The following is a 16617-nucleotide window of genomic DNA, read 5'->3' on the forward strand; positions in this document are numbered from 1 at the left end:
GTATGGTGGCGCTGCCCATCAACCAAAGCCTTTTCCCCTACATTTCACGTAGCATCTCAGAAAACATCGAAAAGGCCTTTAACACCATTCGGCAATATATTGTACCCGGATTATTTTACGGCGTTACTCTTCTTTGTTTTGGCGCTATCATTGGCTCCAAATACATCATCCTTATTATGTTGGGGAAGGAGTTTGCCGACGCTATCCCGGTTTTCATGATAATGATAATATCCTTAGTTGCGAATGTACTTAATAACGTAGTGCTACTGCAACTGTTCGTAAAGCAGAACAAAATCATCGAATACACCAAAACCACACAGATTTCTGTTATTTGCAGCCTTCTTTTCACATTAACCGGAGCCTATTTCGCGGGCACTACTGGTGCAGCCATCGCCTGGACAGTAAACGAATTTTTCCTATTACTGCTATGCAGGCATGAACTCACCAAGTTAGGCATATCACTGATAGATGCTCGTGCTCTGTTGCCCCAAACAGCCTATAAATCATTTCTACTTTATAAACAGGGAGTAGCAAAAAAATAATGTTGACAAGACTTTACCATACAACATTTACCAGGAAAGAGCTAATCTATTATGGCGTACTATGCCTATTTGGATTTTTCCTGTTTCTTGCATCCTTTTGGGAGCCGTTTAAATACCTTAAATATGGAATGCCGTTCCTCCTGTTTTTTATAATTCTACTGGAGAAAAACAAGATTCTTATAAATATCAGAGAATTAAAACAGAATAAACGATTTCACTACCTGGCTTCCCTGTTGCTTTTTTTCCTAGTCGCCTTTGCAATTAACTTTATAAAAGGATTCAGCAATCCAAGGTTTTACGCAGAAGTGTATTTTGTCGTATCTCCAATCCTATTTGCCCTGCTTATAGTAGCATTATTACCCACAACTGATTTAAAAAAAGGGGTACAGCTTCTGTTTTATACCATTACATTAAGTTTCCTGGCAGAAAAATTTATTCCTATAATTCAAGCCATCACACATCCCGGCCAACTCATCTCTGCCTTCTTAACGTCTGAATTAGAATCAGAGTCGAACTACTCCTTTCAATTTGGAATGTTTTTACTGGTTTTCATGTGGGACAGAAACAAACTAATGAGCATCCTGGCAGCCGGTTTGTTATTACTATCCTTTAAACGGATTGCTATTTTCGCTGTTGTAGTAATTGGCGTATTATACCTGGTACAGAAAATCAGCCGAAACAGGTTTAAACCTGCGGAGAATAAATTCCTGCTATTTCTATCAAATATTTTGGTAGTAACCCTTCTGTTCCTGTTTTTTACCGGAAAATTCGATTCACTTATTGAGGAAACATTTGGCGTAAGCTCAAACTTTATTACACAGGGTCGTTACAATGTTTACCAGGACATTTTTGCACATTTTGGACAAACAGAGCTACTGGGTTTCGGCCTTGGCAGTATAAATACTTTTTTAAGTGGGGCAGGATATCAATTAGTAAATCTGCACTCTGATGTTCTAAAAGTATTCTTTGAACTAGGTCCCCCGATTTTTATTGCCTGGATTATTTTGTACTATTCGTATGTAACCAATTTCTTAACGGCAGCACTAGCTATTTACATGAATATACTCTTCTTTACTGATAACGTATTCATCTACTTTGATGTATTGTTTATATTCTATTTTTTAATGCTTTATTCTTTTCAGTTCGATCAAAAACAAGTCATGAGATGAGTCAAGTTAGCGTAATAATGCCCGTTTATAATGCAGAAAAATATTTAACTGCAGCAATACAATCGGTTCTCCAACAGACCTATTCCGATCTTGAATTGGTAATAGTTAATGATGGCAGCACTGACAAAACCGATGCCATAATAAAGTCATTTACCGATAAAAGAATCAAGTATTATAACCTTGGCAAAAACTATGGTCGGGGATATGCCCGAAACTTTGCCGTTTCAAACTGCAGCGGAAACTATATAGCTGTATGTGATGCCGACGATATTAATCTTCCAGAACGAATAGAAAAGCAGGTAAACTTTCTGGAAAAAAATCCACAGATCCATATTGTGGGTACACAAATTCTTCATTTTGTAGATGATCACGCCCCCGGTAAAATCTATCATTTCCCAGAAACACCCGCACTTATCGATCAAAAGTTCAAAAGAGGAGAAATGGGAATTGCTCATTGTTCGGTATTACTTAGAAAGCATTGCTTTTCAAAAAACAAGTACGACGATTCACTTGCTTACAGTGTAGAAGACCTCGAACTATTTCTACGACTAAACAGACAATTCCAAATGGCTTCGCTTCCAGATGCGTTGGTACTGTACAGAAACAATCAGTTTAAACGAATTAACCTGCAACAAATAGCCTTTCATCAATTGTATCACGATTATTCCTTACATATCTCTGCAGCCAAACTAGAAAAGCGTGCTTACCTTCCTTTTGATCAGTGGGCAGAAAAAAAACAAAAAAAAGCATCCTTCAAACTTTCTTATTGGTGGGTATACCTAAAGCTCCGAATTAAACTTTTGCTACTAAATTTTAAAAGATAATTGTTGAAATCAGCTAAAAACATACTATACTTTGGCAATATTATAGCACCTTATAATATTGAATATTTCAATGCCCTGCACAAGGCACTGAATGGAAGCATACTGTTTTATTTTGATCAGTATTCCGAAGCCAACAGGGCCTGGAATATCGACAACAACCGCATTTTATTTGAGTATAGGATAGAAAATAGTTGGAAAATTGAACAGAAATCAACCACTGTCAATCAAACCACCTTATTCCGCACCACCTACTTCCCTTTTTTTGTTTTAAAGCGTGTTCGACAATACCGGCCATCAGTTGTACTAAGCATTGAATTTGGTTTTAGAAGTTTGTTTGCTTTGTTTGCCTCTAAACTGGCTGGGGCAAAGTTTTTACTGGTATCCGATGTCACAACCTCTTCAGAAGCCGGCATCAGCCTAATCAGAAAGCTTCTCCGGAAAACGATCACCCGGTTTTCCGATGGTGCCGTTGCCAGAAGCTACCAGGCTAAAAACTACCTGATAAGCCTTGGATTTCTATCAGATCAGATACAGGTAGCTCCGTATGCGGTAGCAGCTTCTGAAAAAGTTGCTTGTAATAAAAAAGATAACCAATTTTTTACCCTTTTATACGTAGGGCATTTTGAACACCACAAAGGAATAGACCTTTTAATTTCCACCGTAGAAAAACTGCCGGCAACCTATAAGAACAGGTTAAAAGTAGTAATGGCAGGCGGAACTAATACAATGCTCGCAGCAATTAAACCGGACTATAATTCCGCTGTTTTTCATCCGCTGGGTTTTCTGCAAAATGCTGCATTACAGGAATGGTATCAGCAGTCGGACGCCATGATTTTACCCAGCCGGCAAGATACCTGGGGGCTTGTAATAAACGAAGCAGTACAAAACAACTGCCCGGTTCTGATTTCTACGCATGCCGGTGCAGCAGGAGAATTGATCAGAAACCAGGAAACCGGACTTGTATTTGACCCCCTGGATGAAGCCGCTTTTCTGCAGGCCCTGACCTTCGCCATGGATCATCCCCAGGAATTGAAGCAACTGGCAGAAAATGCTAAAGAACTTCTGAAAGAATACAATTATGAAGTTGCTGCCGCCCGTACGGTAACAGCTATTCATAGGGTCCAATACCACAAAAACAAAAGGGGGACATATGAATAAAATTGTAGTTATTGCACAGACGCCCCCACCCTTTCATGGGCAAGCTGTAATGCAGCAATACCTGGTGAATGCCGACTGGTCGGATTGGTGCGTAAAAGAACATATACGGCTCGACTATTCAGATGCTGTTGCTGAAATTGGCCGATTCAAATTATCAAAAATCACCAAGCTTTTTCGGCTACTGGCTAAAATTCGCCGATCTACAAAATCAACGCCGATAGATATTTTATATTATCCGCCCGCAGGCCCTCATAGAATTCCCCTTTACCGGGATATAATTACGCTGCTCTATGCAAGACCAAGAGTAGAAAAACTGGTATTGCATTTCCATGCCGGGGGGCTGAATCAACTTATTGAAAAACTCTCCGCTCCAGAAAAATGGCTGGCGCAAAAAGCATTTTCGAGGGCAGATCACGCCATTGTTTTAAGCAGCTGGTTAAAGACAGAGACCAATTGGTTTCAGCCCAAAAACTGTTGGGTAGTACCCAATGGAATTGAAGATGTTGCAGGACCAATAGACCCTTGGAAGCAATATAACAGGAAGCCCCATTCAATTTTATTTGTCGGAAACCTAAAACCAGAAAAAGGCGTCCTGCTACTTTTAAAGGCTGCAACTATTCTGAAAAATCTGCTGTCAGATTTCCGTATACGTATTATGGGGGAGTCTCATAGCACAGAAATGGAAACTCATATCAGGCAATATATACTTGATAATCAGCTCACCGAACACGTAGAATTATTAGGGGGAAAAACGGGAGATAATAAGTGGGCGGAATTCAGGAGTGCAAGCATTTTCTGCCTGCCCACTTATGCACTGGAAGCGATGCCTGTATCCATCCTGGAAGCTATGATGTATTCTTTACCAGTAGTCAGTACAAACTGGAGAGCCATTCCGGATTTGATAACCGAGGGGGTAGAAGGGCTCTTACACGAGGTACAAGATGAAAAAGAACTCGCTGATAAATTAAAACTATTGCTGGATCAGCCTGCCTTACAGGAAAAATGGGAAAGGCCGGCAGACGAAAATTTGAAGAACAATATACTATCTCCAAGCACTTAACAACGCTGGAAGCTGTTTTTAAAACGGTCTGATATGCATTCAAAGATTACGATATTAAACAATAAAATTGATTGTATTCCAGGTTATGAAGCACTTTATAGCCTCTTGAGAACAACAGCGAAATCCGCAGGTAAAAGCATGTATGTGACGGTAAACAATGTACATACTATGATGGAAGGGTTCAGGAATCCCAGCTACCAGCAAATTATCAATAACGCTTATTTATCAATACCTGATGGCAAACCGCTTCAAATTGTTGGCCATTTAAAAGGAAATAAGGAAATCACCCGCCTGTTTGGCCCAACTGTTTTCGAAAATTTTATTGACTGGGGGCGAAAAGATGGTATTCGGCATTTCTTTTTTGGCAGTTCTCCGCAAACATTGGCACAGCTAAAAGAATCAATCGAGAAAAAATATCCCGGAACTATTATTGCCGGATGCCTGGCCCCGCCGTTTGCGCCGATGGAAGAATGGCAGAACGAAGCCTTCCTGCAGCAAATCAATCGGTCAGACGCGGATTTTATCTGGATTGGACTGGGTGCTCCCAAACAAGAACAATGGATGAGCCAGCATCATGCACAGCTCCGGAAAGGCGTGCTACTTGGCATTGGTGCCGGATTTGATTACCTGGCTGGGAATACCCAACATGCGCCCCTGTGGATGAAGAATGCTTCATTAGAGTGGCTCTACCGACTTATCCAGGAACCCAGACGATTATGGAAACGTTATTTTTCTACCATTCCGCCCTTTGTACTATTTGCGGGCATTGAGTTACTCGGCTTTAAACACAAGCTCAAAAAACCATCTCTTTAAAACCTAACACCTTTTCTATGAAAGTAACCTATCCTTTTTCAACTAGAATAAAAATAGCGGCAGATATTGTCGTACTATTTTTGATCATTTTGTTTGTTCATTACTGGAAAAACGAAAACGAATACTTCCTTAAAGGTGATAATCTGGTAACAATACTTAGCTGCCTTGTATTATGGTTTATCTCTGCAAGATTTATGGGTTTATACCAGGATTACAGAGAAACGCCGTTTTCGATTGAATGGGTATCTTTTCTTAAGTCGCTGCTGCTGTATGCCATGATCAGCGCATTCGCATTTATTCTATTTCTGAAAGACTATGGATTCAACAGGACGGAGATGATATTACAACTAATACTCCTGCTGATTTTTCTTCCTGTTCAGAAGATCGTTTTTCGGATTATTCTCAAAAAACTAAAAACGGCTGGCCACTTGAAACGAAAAGTGTTAATTGTAGGCGCAGGAGTAAATGGTATGGATTTTTATCAGCAGGTAGTGAAGCGTGAAAATTATGGATATACGCTTACCGGCTTTATTGATGAGGAAAGTATTCAAAGCTTAAATGGCAGTTACCTGGGAAATATCTCGGATATTGATAAAGTACTTGCCAAATATGAAACGGACGATATTGTTGTTACAAAAACAACCGACGATACGGTGTTGCAGCGTATCGTAAACATAGGCGAAAAGGAGGGTAAAAGAGTTCGCATTATTCCGGATTACCAACGTTTTGGCCCGAGAAAACTTAGTATAGAGCGTCTTGGTACAATGCCCGTTATCAGTTTAAGAAATCTACCGCTTGATAACCTTGACAATAAAATTATTAAACGCTGTTTCGATATCGTATTTTCCCTGCTAATCATTTCCCTGGTATTTATCTGGCTTTTTCCAATTATTGCATTACTGATAAAACTCAATTCAAAAGGGCCGGTTTTCTTCCGCCAGGAAAGATGGGGATTAAATAACAAACCTATTAATTGCTATAAGTTCAGGTCCATGGTTGCCAGCAGCAGAGATATAGATGAATCCGGAAAATACCAGCAGGCTTCCAAAAACGACCCCAGGATTACTAAAATTGGAGCATTTCTACGAAAAACCAACCTCGACGAATTACCCCAGTTTATTAATGTACTGCTCGGATCAATGTCGGTTGTTGGTCCAAGACCACACCCCGTTCCTTTGAATATACAATCGAAAGATAGTGTAGAAAATTATATGATGAGGCACCTGGTTAAGCCGGGCATTACAGGATGGGCACAGGTAAATGGTTTCAGAGGCGAAACCAAAGATGCTTACCTCATGAAAAAAAGAGTGGAACACGATGTTTGGTACCTGGAAAACTGGACTTTCTGGATAGATCAGCAAATCATCATTCAAACCCTTGTTAATATGGTTAAGGGAGATAAAAACGCTTTCTAAAATGGATGGATTATTAAGAAACTTACTGTATTTGAGTTATGGTGTTTACTTACTGCTGAATTCTACAACAATACGGGCGCAAACAATTCCTGCAGGATCTACTTTAGTAGAAGACGCCATCAGAAGAAATGAGCTTAAAGGCCTTTACAAAGAGCTAAACACATCAATGATCAGGCCGGTAAAAACGGTGCTCAGATCCAACTATGATTCATTGATGTACCAGGCAACCGGCATTCTACCTACCAGTGCTTTACCGTTATTAAAGCGTAAAGGTAGCTGGCGGCTGTTACCGGCCAGCCTGCAACAGCAATATAACACGCATCATTCATTCGGGTGGAACGATGGCAGCCTCTACCCTGCCAATGGCTATCAATTACGCGCTACAGCCGGCATATATGCAGAACTGGGCCTGTTTTCGCTGCAGCTACAGCCAGAATTTATCGTTGCAGAGAATAAATCCTCTCCAGGATTCTCCAGGGCACAATCGGATAGTGCCTGGTATTATTATTATGAATTCCTGAACAGCATTGACAAACCAGAACAATTCGGAAGAGGCTCTATTAGCAAATTGTTTCCCGGCCAGTCAAGCCTGCGTATAAATTATGCAGGCATGTCGCTCGGCCTTTCTTCAGAAAATTTGTGGTGGGGGCCGGGTACAAGAAACGCGTTGATCATGAGCAATAATGCCCCTGGCTTTTATCACCTTACCTTTAATTCAACCCGGCCACATAAAACATTTTTAGGCAAGTTTGAATGGCAACTCATTGCAGGTCGTTTAGAAAACAGCGGTATTTTGCCTCCCGACACCAATCGTTTATTTGAAGGCGCTCCGCTGTATCAACCTAAACCGGCAGCAAACCGGTATATCAATGCAATGGTTGTAAACTGGCAGCCCAAATGGGTAAACGGGTTAGAACTAGGCTTTATCCGGAGTTTTTTTCAATATGCCAATACTATTCAACCTGGGCTCAATGGATATCTGCCGGTGTTTACGGCTTTTTTCAAAGGGAATGCCAGAGATGAAAACAGCTTCGGACGAGATCAACTCCTATCCTTTTACTTCAGATGGATTTTTGAGAAAGAGCAGGCAGAAATCTACGGGGAATGGGGTAGAAATGACCATGCCGGGAACCTTACAGATTTTTTACAAGAGCCTGAACATAGTCGTGCCTACATCATTGGGATACGGAAATTATTTACCAGGGATCGAAAAAAAGACCTGGAATTCTTTACAGAGTTAACCCACCTTCAGGTACCGGGCACTGTTATGCTTCGGGCCTTGCAACCCTGGTATGCACATTACCAGGTACGACATGGATATACACATCAGGGGCAGGTTTTGGGCGCAGGAATAGGACCCGGCAGTAGTAGCCAGAGCATCGGGTTAAACTGGCACTACGAGAATAAAACCCGGTTTCGCCTTCTTTTTGAACGCATAGTCCGTAACAATGATTTCTATTATAAGGCTTTTAATAATACAGGTAATTTTAATTCACATTGGGTTGATTTAGTACTGCACGGAGCTAAAACATGGCAACAAAAAAGATGGTTGATAACGGCTAATATCTCGGTAATTCGTAGTTTTAACTATCAATGGAGGCATAAAGAACAACCAGCAACCCTGGATAATCAGAAAGAAAATATCAACCATGCTCAGGTTGGACTTAATTTTGGCTATCTTTTTTAAATCTGCTTTGTATGGCTGAATTCCCTGATAGTTACACCAACTGGAAACAGGCAAAACTTGTTGCTCCTCGGATTCAGCTGATTCCTCTGGAAGAAATAGATTTTGACAAGATCTATCAACTAGCCGCCAACCCCCTGGTATGGAGCCAGCACCCAAATAAGAACAGGTACTTATTGCATGAATTTGAAACATACTTCAAAGGTGCAATTGAAAGCAGAGGTGCCTATAAAATTCAGCAGCTTGATACGGGTAAGTGGATGGGTTGTACCCGTTACTATGATTTTGATCCTATTGGCAAGTCTATACTTATTGGTTACACATTCCTGGGGCTGGACTATTGGCAGCAAGGATACAACCAGGAATTAAAAAAATGCATGGTGGAACATGCATTCAAGTATGTTAATAAAATATTATTTCATATAGGCGCCACCAATTTCCGGTCGCAAAAATCAATTGAAGCATTTGGTGCGGTTAAGATCGGCGAAATCGACCAGGCTTACTATGGCGAACCGGTAAAGCCCAATTTTATATATGAAATAAAGAATCCCATACAACGATAAAAGAAAATCCTCTGTCAGTATCCCAGGCCTAATTGCCTGGTATATGAAATCACCCTTTCTAATTCCACCTGCTTTACTCCAGTATCCTGGATGTATTACCCTGTTCTATACAGCATCCAAGTCAACCTTACTAGTTGGCCCTGGAACCGCCTCCGTCATCGCAAAACCTGCTTTTTTAACAATTCTGCAAAACAGCCACTAATGGAAAAAAGAATTAATGGCGTTGCATTGGTTATTTCAACCTACAACTGGCCTTCTGCACTGGAACTGGTGCTGGAAACTGTTTTGCGGCAAACCCGGCAACCTGATGAAATCCTTATAGCCGACGATGGCTCCTACGATGCCACCCGTCAATTAATACAGCATTACCAGGCTGTTTACCAACTTCCATTGAAACATATCTGGCAACCCGATAAAGGCTTCCGGAAAAGCCTGATCCTGAACAAAGCCATCCGGCAAACAAATTGTGAATATATAATACAGATTGACGGAGATATTTTATTACATCCCAATTTTATTGCCGACCATATTACAGCGGCAAGAACCGGTTGTTTTATTCAGGGTTCAAGGGTTTTATTGAATGCGCCGCTTACCAGGAAAATGATCCAGACAGGTTTATTGCCCTTACGTCCCTGGACGAAAGGTATTAGAAACCGGATCAATGCGATACATTTTCCGCTACTGCGTTTTTTGTTTAACCGGAAGTCTGGCAGCAATCAAAATATAAAAGCCTGTAATCTTGCGTTCTGGCGGGCCGATTACATCCGGGTGAACGGATACAATAACGAATTTTTTGGATGGGGCTGGGAGGATGTTGAGTTTGCCACCCGCCTCTTACAAGCCGGCTGCAAAAAGCGCCGGTTGAAAATGGCTGCTGTAGCTTTTCATCTTCATCATAACACCGCTACCCGAAACAACCTGCAGCAAAACGAAACCAGATTTATTGAAACCACCAAAAACCCCCATTGGGTATGCCGAAATGGTTATATCCAGGCCTCCTGAGCATATATGAAACAACTATCTATTGATGTTATAGTACCGAGTTTTCGCATGACGGAAGATATCCTGATTCCGATTCTTACCCTTGAAAAACCAGCGGATACGGAATTGAATTTTTACCTGATGTGTGATAACCCGGCGGCTGAACTGAGCCAGGCGCTGGAGCAAGTATGTTCCAGGCCCAATGTTCATTATTATAAAAATGAAGTTAACCTGGGGGTATCGGCCACCCGCAACCGGGCCATCGATCTGGCAAAAGCCGATTGGATCTTATTCCTGGACGACGATATTATTCCGGTACCCGATATACTGCTGCAATATGCCGCCGCCATCCGTGCCAATCCGGATGAAATTGGTTTTATTGGCCAGATTGACCTGCCTCCAGCCAGCAAGAACTTTACCAAAGCAGTTATTGCCAGCGGCGCAATGGAAGTATTTGGCATCGCAAAAAAAAGAAACCGATTCGCCTGGGGCGCAACTGCCAATATCATGTTCAGCCGGAAAGCGGTTGGGCCCATACGATTTTCACCCGCTTATCCCAAGATGGGAGGCGGTGAAGATGTGGATTTCTGCTACCATGTGCGGGAGCGAAATAAAGCCACCCATTTTATGTGTTTGCCCAAAGCAGCGGTTACCCATCCCTGGTGGGGAAATGAATCAAGGGTATGGAGCCGGCCGTTCCGGTATGGAATAGGGAATAGCATACTGCCCGATCAACATCCTGCCTATGCCTACTACGATTTCCTGACAGCACCTGAAACCCTGCTGCTATGCCTGGTTATTGTACCGATCCTCGGAATAACCGGGCTAGCCAGCTGGTGGAACCTGGTATATTTTGTAGCAGGCATTTTACTGATTGAAGCAATTGCTACCGGTATCCAGATCATTAAGCGTGCACATACTTTTTCGCCCGCTATCATCGGGTATGGAATTGGCCTCCGTTTCATTTATGAATGGGGCCTGTTGAAAGGTTCTTTATCGCGCCTTCGTTTCCATGAATTTGGACTTCGCTTCAATTTCGAAGGCAAAACCGATAACCTGCCGATCTACCATTCCAATACCCGACGCGTTGTTAAATGGGTGCTTTACCCGGTTCTCTTTTTCCTATGTTTCTGGCAATAACCATCAGCGTTCCCGTTTTACCATCCAGTAAATTACCGGGAAAACCAGGAGGGTAAGCACGGTGGCTGTGATCAATCCGCCGATAATAACAATGGCCAATGGCTTCTGCGATTCAGAACCGATTCCATTGGAAAGAGCAGCGGGCAGAAGCCCCAGCGATGCCATAAGAGCCGTCATAACAATAGGCCGGGTTCTTTCTATCACAGCTTTACGAACGGCTGCCTGAACCGCATCTCCACTTCGTAAAAACTGGCTGATGGCAGAAATCAGCAACACCCCGTTCTGCACGCAGATACCAAATAATGCAATAAACCCAACACCGGCAGAAATACCAAAATTAGTATCGGTTATATGTAGGGCAAGAATACCACCGATCAAAGCAAAAGGCACGTTGGTCAATACCAATCCGGCATCACGTATATTACCAAAAAGGATAAACAGCCAGCCGAAGATCAGGAGCAGACTGAGCGGGGCCAGTTTTGCGAGGGTTTCACTGGCCCTTACCTGGTTTTCGTATTCGCCCACCCAAGCCATCCGGTAGCCCTCGGGCAACTGAACAGCTGCTGCAACTTTAGCCCTGGCTTCGGCAAGTGTGCTGCCTAAATCGCGGTCACGTACCGAAAATTTAATACCGATAAACCGAAGATTGTTTTCCCTGTAAATAAATGCGGGGCCGGTGATCGTGGAAACAGCCGCAATTTCGCCCAACGGCAGCATTACGCCGTTTGAGGCTGGAATACGAAGTTGCCGGATATCGGATTCCGACCGGCGAAAGGCAGTATCGTACCGGATCCGCACAGCATACCGTTGTTCCCCTTCGTATTTCTGGGTAGCCGTTTTACCTCCAATTGCCATTTCTATAACACTGAGCGCATCGGCTTTGGTAACGCCGTAGATGGCCATTTTTTCTTCATCCAGCAAAACGCTGATTTCCGGCTGCCCTATATTCCGGATAATGCCCAGGTCTTCCACCCCTTTCACACCTGCCAGTTGCCCGGTTATTTTTATTGCATACTGCTCCAACACGGCAAGGTCGGTTCCATAAATTTTTACGCCATTCGATGCCTTAAATCCAGCCACTGCTTCCGCTACATTGTCCACAATCGGTTGTGAATAATTATAGGTGATGCCCGGCCATTTCAGCAGTTGCTGGTTCAGCCTGGCAATAAACGCTTCCACAGACTGCTTTTGCGGCCACTCCTTTAGTGGTTTGAGATCAACCTGGAACTGAACAAAATAAAATCCATTGGGATCCGTACCATCATTTGAACGGCCCGCCTGCGACAATACCTGTTTCACTTCAGGCTGCGCCTTCATCTCCATCCGCAGCGCTTCCGTAACGGTTAAACTTTCCTCTAATGAAATACTCATCGGCATTTCAGCTGTAACCCATAAAGCACCTTCATTTAATTGCGGCAGAAATTCCGTGCCCATCCACTTAAAGGAATAAACGGATACGGCCAGTACAAGCAAGGCGGCAAGCACCGTGGTTTTTTTCCAGGCAAACGCCGTATCAAATCCTTTTACCACCAGTTTATTGAAGAAATGAACAATGGGATTATTTTTTTCCCGCACATTTTTCCGAAGCAGAAAGGAACACAGCACAGGAACCAGGGTCAACGAAAACAGCAAAGCGCCCAGCAATGCAAAACCAAGCGTAAAAGCAAGCGGCGAAAACATTTTACCCTCTACTTTCTGAAAAGCGAAAATGGGTAGAAGCGCGGTAATGATAATTAACTTGGAAAAGAAAACAGCTTTCCCCATTTCCGTTCCTCTTTTACGAATCAGACCAAGTTTGGCAAGTTTATTAAACCGTTCCATTCCGGTACGGTGTGCCAGCTGATCCAATGCCACAAAAATTCCCTCCGTCATTACCACTGCGCCGTCGATAATAATACCAAAATCGATGGCCCCTAATGATAGCAGGTTTGCACTCATACCGCGCCAATACAGGCAGAGAAATGCAAACAATAGGGAAAGCGGAATCACCAGCGAAACCGTGAGGGTGGTTCGCCAATCTGCCATGAACAGGAAAACCACTACTGTAACCAGCACAATTCCTTCCACCAGGTTATTGAGTACGGTTTGCTTGCAGTAGTCAATCAGGTTATCCCGGTCATAAAAGGTTTGTATCTGAACATCCGAAGGCAATACCTGCGCATTGATAAAAGCTATTTTTTCTTTTACTTTCCCCAACACTACCGATGGATTTTCACCCTTACGCATTACCACTATACCTTCTACCACATCATTTTTAGTGTTATAGCCAACCTGCCCAACGCGCGGCGCGCTTGACAGCCGTACGGTAGCCAGCATTTTTACCAATACCGGGTTGCCATTCATATTGGTAACGATCGTGTTTTCAATATCCTGGATCGAATGCAATAATCCCAAACCCCGCACTACAAAAGCCTGCTGATTTTTTTGCATAATATCGCCCCCAACGTTCAGGTTACTTTCCTGAACTGCTTTATACACATCGTTGGCGCTTATTCCATAGCTCTGCAGCTTCACCGGATTTAGGGCGATTTCATATACTTTTTCCTGCCCCCCAAAAGCAACGATATCGGCTACACCGGGTACGGCCCTGAGTTGCCGGTCTACCACCCAGTTCTGTAAACTCAGCAATTCTCTTGAATCGCGCTTTTCACTGGTAAGCAGATAACGGAATATTTCGCCCGTAGGGCCATAGGGTGGTTGTACATCGGGCGCTACACCATCGGGCAATTCCACATTCCCCAATAAATTATTAACCTGCTGCCGGGCAAAAAAATCTTCCACATCATCCTCAAAAATTATTTTAATAACCGATAAGCCAAACATGGTAACTGAACGTACATCCGACTTACGTTGTACAGCATTCATCGCCACTTCAATAGGCGTTGTAACCAGGCGCTCCACTTCCTCCGCACTGCGGCCATTCCATTGGGTTACCACAATTATCTGGGTATTGGTAACATCCGGGAAGGCCTCCAGCGGCATACGGGAATAACCCATATAACCGGCAATTGCCAGGATACCACTCAGGGCAATTATCAGCAACCTGTTTTTTAACGAAAAACCAATGATTGATCTGATTAATTTATTCATAATTGGTTTTTAAGCTGATTATATAATAAGAGTTGCTGCTGTTTTACTACCTGTTCCCCCGGATGGAGACCGCTTTCCAGGTACACCCAATCATCCGTTTGCCGGTAAATTTCCACCTGGCGAATATGCAACTGGCTATCTTCGTTTTTCACCAAGACCCAGTATTTACTTTCATCAAAAATCAGCGCCGTCACCGGCAGGCAGACCCTGCTCTTTTCTTCCTGGTAATGCACCAATACAGTAGTACTCATTTCCGGCTTCAACCGAAGATCCGGATTGGGAATACTCATCCTTATGCGCATGGAGTGGGTATCTGGATCAAGAAAATTATAGATGCGATCTACTTTTCCTTTAAACACTTTACCGGGATAACTGAGGGTCTGTACATCCGCTTCCATGCCGATCCTGATTTTATCTATCTCGGTTTCGTTAACATTGGCCAATACCCATACCGTATCAATTCTTGCAATGGAGAAAAGGGTACCGATTTTATCTGCTGAAACCTGCATGTTTTCATTGATGTTTTTCTCCACGATAAAACCGCTTATGGGTGCTGTTACATTAAAATCGCCGCCTGCTTTTTGTAATAGGGTAGCATAGGTTTGGTCTACCTTATTTAAAGCCGATTGTGCAGTACTTAGTTCGGAAGCTGCTATTATTACTTCTTTTTCCGTACTCAGCTTGCCTTCCAGTAATTCTTTGGATACTTCCAGGTTTTTTTCCGCCACCCGAATTCGGTTCAGCGCCTCCATCCGCTCGTTCACCAATTCTGCGAAACGGGTAGTTTTTATAACAGCCAGCAGTTGACCTTTCTTTACTTCTTCACCCAAACTAACGCCCACCCGGGTAACCAACCCATCAAACAAAGGATAAACCTGTGCCTGTGCATGATTGGCAGAAACAATTTTGCCAAATAATTTCAGATCGGTACTAACAGGCTGCTCCGTTGCAGAATGCCAGTTGGAATCGGGTATTTGAATGATTGAACTGGCTGCCGGCGTGGCGGAAGGAGCTGGTTGCTGCCCGCAGGACAATACACCAATAAAAACCAACAGGTATAAATAGCTATAAAAAGAGGAATAATACATACCTAAGATTTTAAAGATTTGAGGAAATTTTCAGGGGAAGCACTTCAGTGGCTACAGCAAAATTTACCTGTATCACCGTTTCCAGTAGTGCTTCCAGCATAGCCAGTTTGCTATTAAATGTTTCGAGGCCGGATTCATACAGATCCATAAATTCCAGGAGTGATATGTTTCCTTTCCGGTAATGATCCATGGCTGCCTTCATTACTTCTGTATAGAGCTGATCTGTAGACCTGGCACCCGTTTCCCAGAGTTTAACCCGGTTCATATATTGCAGGTAAGCTACCCGAACTTCCTCTGCCACTGATTGCTGCAGGAAGTCGACCTTGTGCGCAATTGCCTGTTGTTGAAACTTAGCCGCCTTAATACCCCCCTGGTTCCGGGAAAAAAAGGGAAGTGGGAGGGCTATGCCCATATTAAACTCATTTCTAAAGGCTCCGCTTTGGCGGTCATAATTAGCAAAACCGGTCAGGTCCGGTATAGCCTGCGACTTTTCCCATTTTACCAGGGCGCCTGCTTGTTGAAGTTCTGCCTGGCTTAGTTTTAATTCAGGCCTGTTTTGCCGGGCCAATGCCAGCAAGCTGTCAATTCCGGGCAGAGAAGCCGGAAGCATTGAAATGCTATCCAATTGAATGGATACGGGAACTTCTGTTCCGATCAGTAAACGCAGGTCGGCATTTGCCTGGGCTAACAGGGCGCCGATATTCATTTGTTCCTGCTGCATTTGTAAAAAAGTAGTTTGCAGCCGTAAAAGATCACGAACCGGAAGATTTTTTTTCTCCACCTGTAGTTCAATCTGTTTTACCAGTTCTGCAAACGGTTTAAGTTGTTGTTCATAGCGGTAACTGCGAACTTGTAAAACATGCTGGTCAACCGCTTTATTCCATAGTTGCCGCAGCAGGTTCCGCAAAAGGCTTTCCAGGTTGAACTGTGCCACAGCCGTATTTGCTTTAGCCAGTTGCAAGTCGGCTTTTCTTTTTCCACCCAGCCTTATCAACTGTTCAAGTTCAACGGCCTGCTGGCCCGTTCTGCCAACATGCCACCATTTATTATTTTCCGGATCGCGCAGGTTCCATTCTGCCCTGATTGATGG

The 16617-nt window shown here is 43.2% G+C and carries 14 protein-coding genes; 11 read left to right on the forward strand and 3 right to left on the reverse strand.

The features are described 5' to 3' along the window. From A1D16_RS03700 to A1D16_RS03750, 11 genes are all read left to right on the forward strand, one after another. Positions 1-542 (forward strand): hypothetical protein (locus A1D16_RS03700; RefSeq protein ID WP_290707880.1); only part of this gene is annotated, 542 nt, incomplete at its 5' end. After that, entirely contained in the window at positions 542-1711 is a 1170-nt protein-coding gene (locus A1D16_RS03705) for an O-antigen ligase family protein (RefSeq protein WP_290707881.1), read from the forward strand. The genes A1D16_RS03700 and A1D16_RS03705, both read left to right, overlap by 1 nt. Further along, a complete protein-coding gene (locus A1D16_RS03710) occupies positions 1708-2535 on the forward strand; it encodes a glycosyltransferase family 2 protein (RefSeq protein ID WP_290707882.1) in 828 nt (275 codons plus the stop codon). Before A1D16_RS03705 ends, A1D16_RS03710 begins: the two co-directional genes overlap by 4 nt. A 3-nt stretch (positions 2536-2538) precedes the next feature. Next, positions 2539-3693 (forward strand): glycosyltransferase family 4 protein, encoded by a 1155-nt coding sequence (locus A1D16_RS03715; protein WP_290707883.1) that lies wholly within the window; start codon positions 2539-2541, stop codon positions 3691-3693. Next, the gene (locus A1D16_RS03720; RefSeq protein ID WP_290707884.1) at positions 3686-4753 is read left to right on the forward strand and encodes a glycosyltransferase family 4 protein; all 1068 of its coding nucleotides are present in this window, start codon (positions 3686-3688) and stop codon (positions 4751-4753) included. Before A1D16_RS03715 ends, A1D16_RS03720 begins: the two co-directional genes overlap by 8 nt. A gap of 33 nt (positions 4754-4786) precedes the next feature. Further along, positions 4787-5566 carry a WecB/TagA/CpsF family glycosyltransferase gene (locus A1D16_RS03725; RefSeq protein WP_290707885.1) on the forward strand — a complete coding sequence of 260 codons (780 nt, stop codon included), beginning with the start codon at positions 4787-4789 and terminating at the stop codon, positions 5564-5566. Between the two features lie 17 nt (positions 5567-5583). Continuing rightward, positions 5584-6981 carry an undecaprenyl-phosphate glucose phosphotransferase gene (locus A1D16_RS03730; RefSeq protein WP_290707886.1) on the forward strand — a complete coding sequence of 466 codons (1398 nt, stop codon included), beginning with the start codon at positions 5584-5586 and terminating at the stop codon, positions 6979-6981. A 1-nt stretch (position 6982) separates the two neighbouring features. Further along, positions 6983-8668 (forward strand): capsule assembly Wzi family protein, encoded by a 1686-nt coding sequence (locus tag A1D16_RS03735; protein ID WP_290707887.1) that lies wholly within the window; start codon positions 6983-6985, stop codon positions 8666-8668. An 11-nt stretch (positions 8669-8679) separates the two neighbouring features. Beyond that, the gene (locus A1D16_RS03740) at positions 8680-9228 is read left to right on the forward strand and encodes a GNAT family N-acetyltransferase (RefSeq protein WP_290707888.1); all 549 of its coding nucleotides are present in this window, start codon (positions 8680-8682) and stop codon (positions 9226-9228) included. 201 nt (positions 9229-9429) lie between these two features. After that, positions 9430-10230 (forward strand): glycosyltransferase family 2 protein, encoded by an 801-nt coding sequence (locus A1D16_RS03745; protein ID WP_290707890.1) that lies wholly within the window; start codon positions 9430-9432, stop codon positions 10228-10230. A gap of 6 nt (positions 10231-10236) precedes the next feature. Further along, a complete protein-coding gene (locus A1D16_RS03750) occupies positions 10237-11349 on the forward strand; it encodes a glycosyltransferase (RefSeq protein WP_290707891.1) in 1113 nt (370 codons plus the stop codon). Positions 11350-11352: 3 nt separating this feature from the next. Here A1D16_RS03750 and A1D16_RS03755 read toward each other — a convergent pair whose 3' ends face one another. From A1D16_RS03755 to A1D16_RS03765, 3 genes are all read right to left on the reverse strand, one after another. Beyond that, positions 11353-14439, reverse strand: a complete 3087-nt coding sequence (locus tag A1D16_RS03755) for a CusA/CzcA family heavy metal efflux RND transporter (protein WP_290707892.1) — start codon at positions 14437-14439, stop codon at positions 11353-11355. After that, entirely contained in the window at positions 14436-15527 is a 1092-nt protein-coding gene (locus A1D16_RS03760; protein ID WP_290707893.1) for an efflux RND transporter periplasmic adaptor subunit, read from the reverse strand. Before A1D16_RS03760 ends, A1D16_RS03755 begins: the two co-directional genes overlap by 4 nt. 10 nt (positions 15528-15537) lie before the next feature. Next, positions 15538-16617, reverse strand: a 1080-nt coding sequence (locus A1D16_RS03765; RefSeq protein ID WP_290707894.1) for a TolC family protein, incomplete at its 5' end; no start/stop codon positions are given.

Source organism: Flavihumibacter sp. CACIAM 22H1, assembly GCF_001601815.1.
Lineage (GTDB): Bacteria > Bacteroidota > Bacteroidia > Chitinophagales > Chitinophagaceae > Flavihumibacter.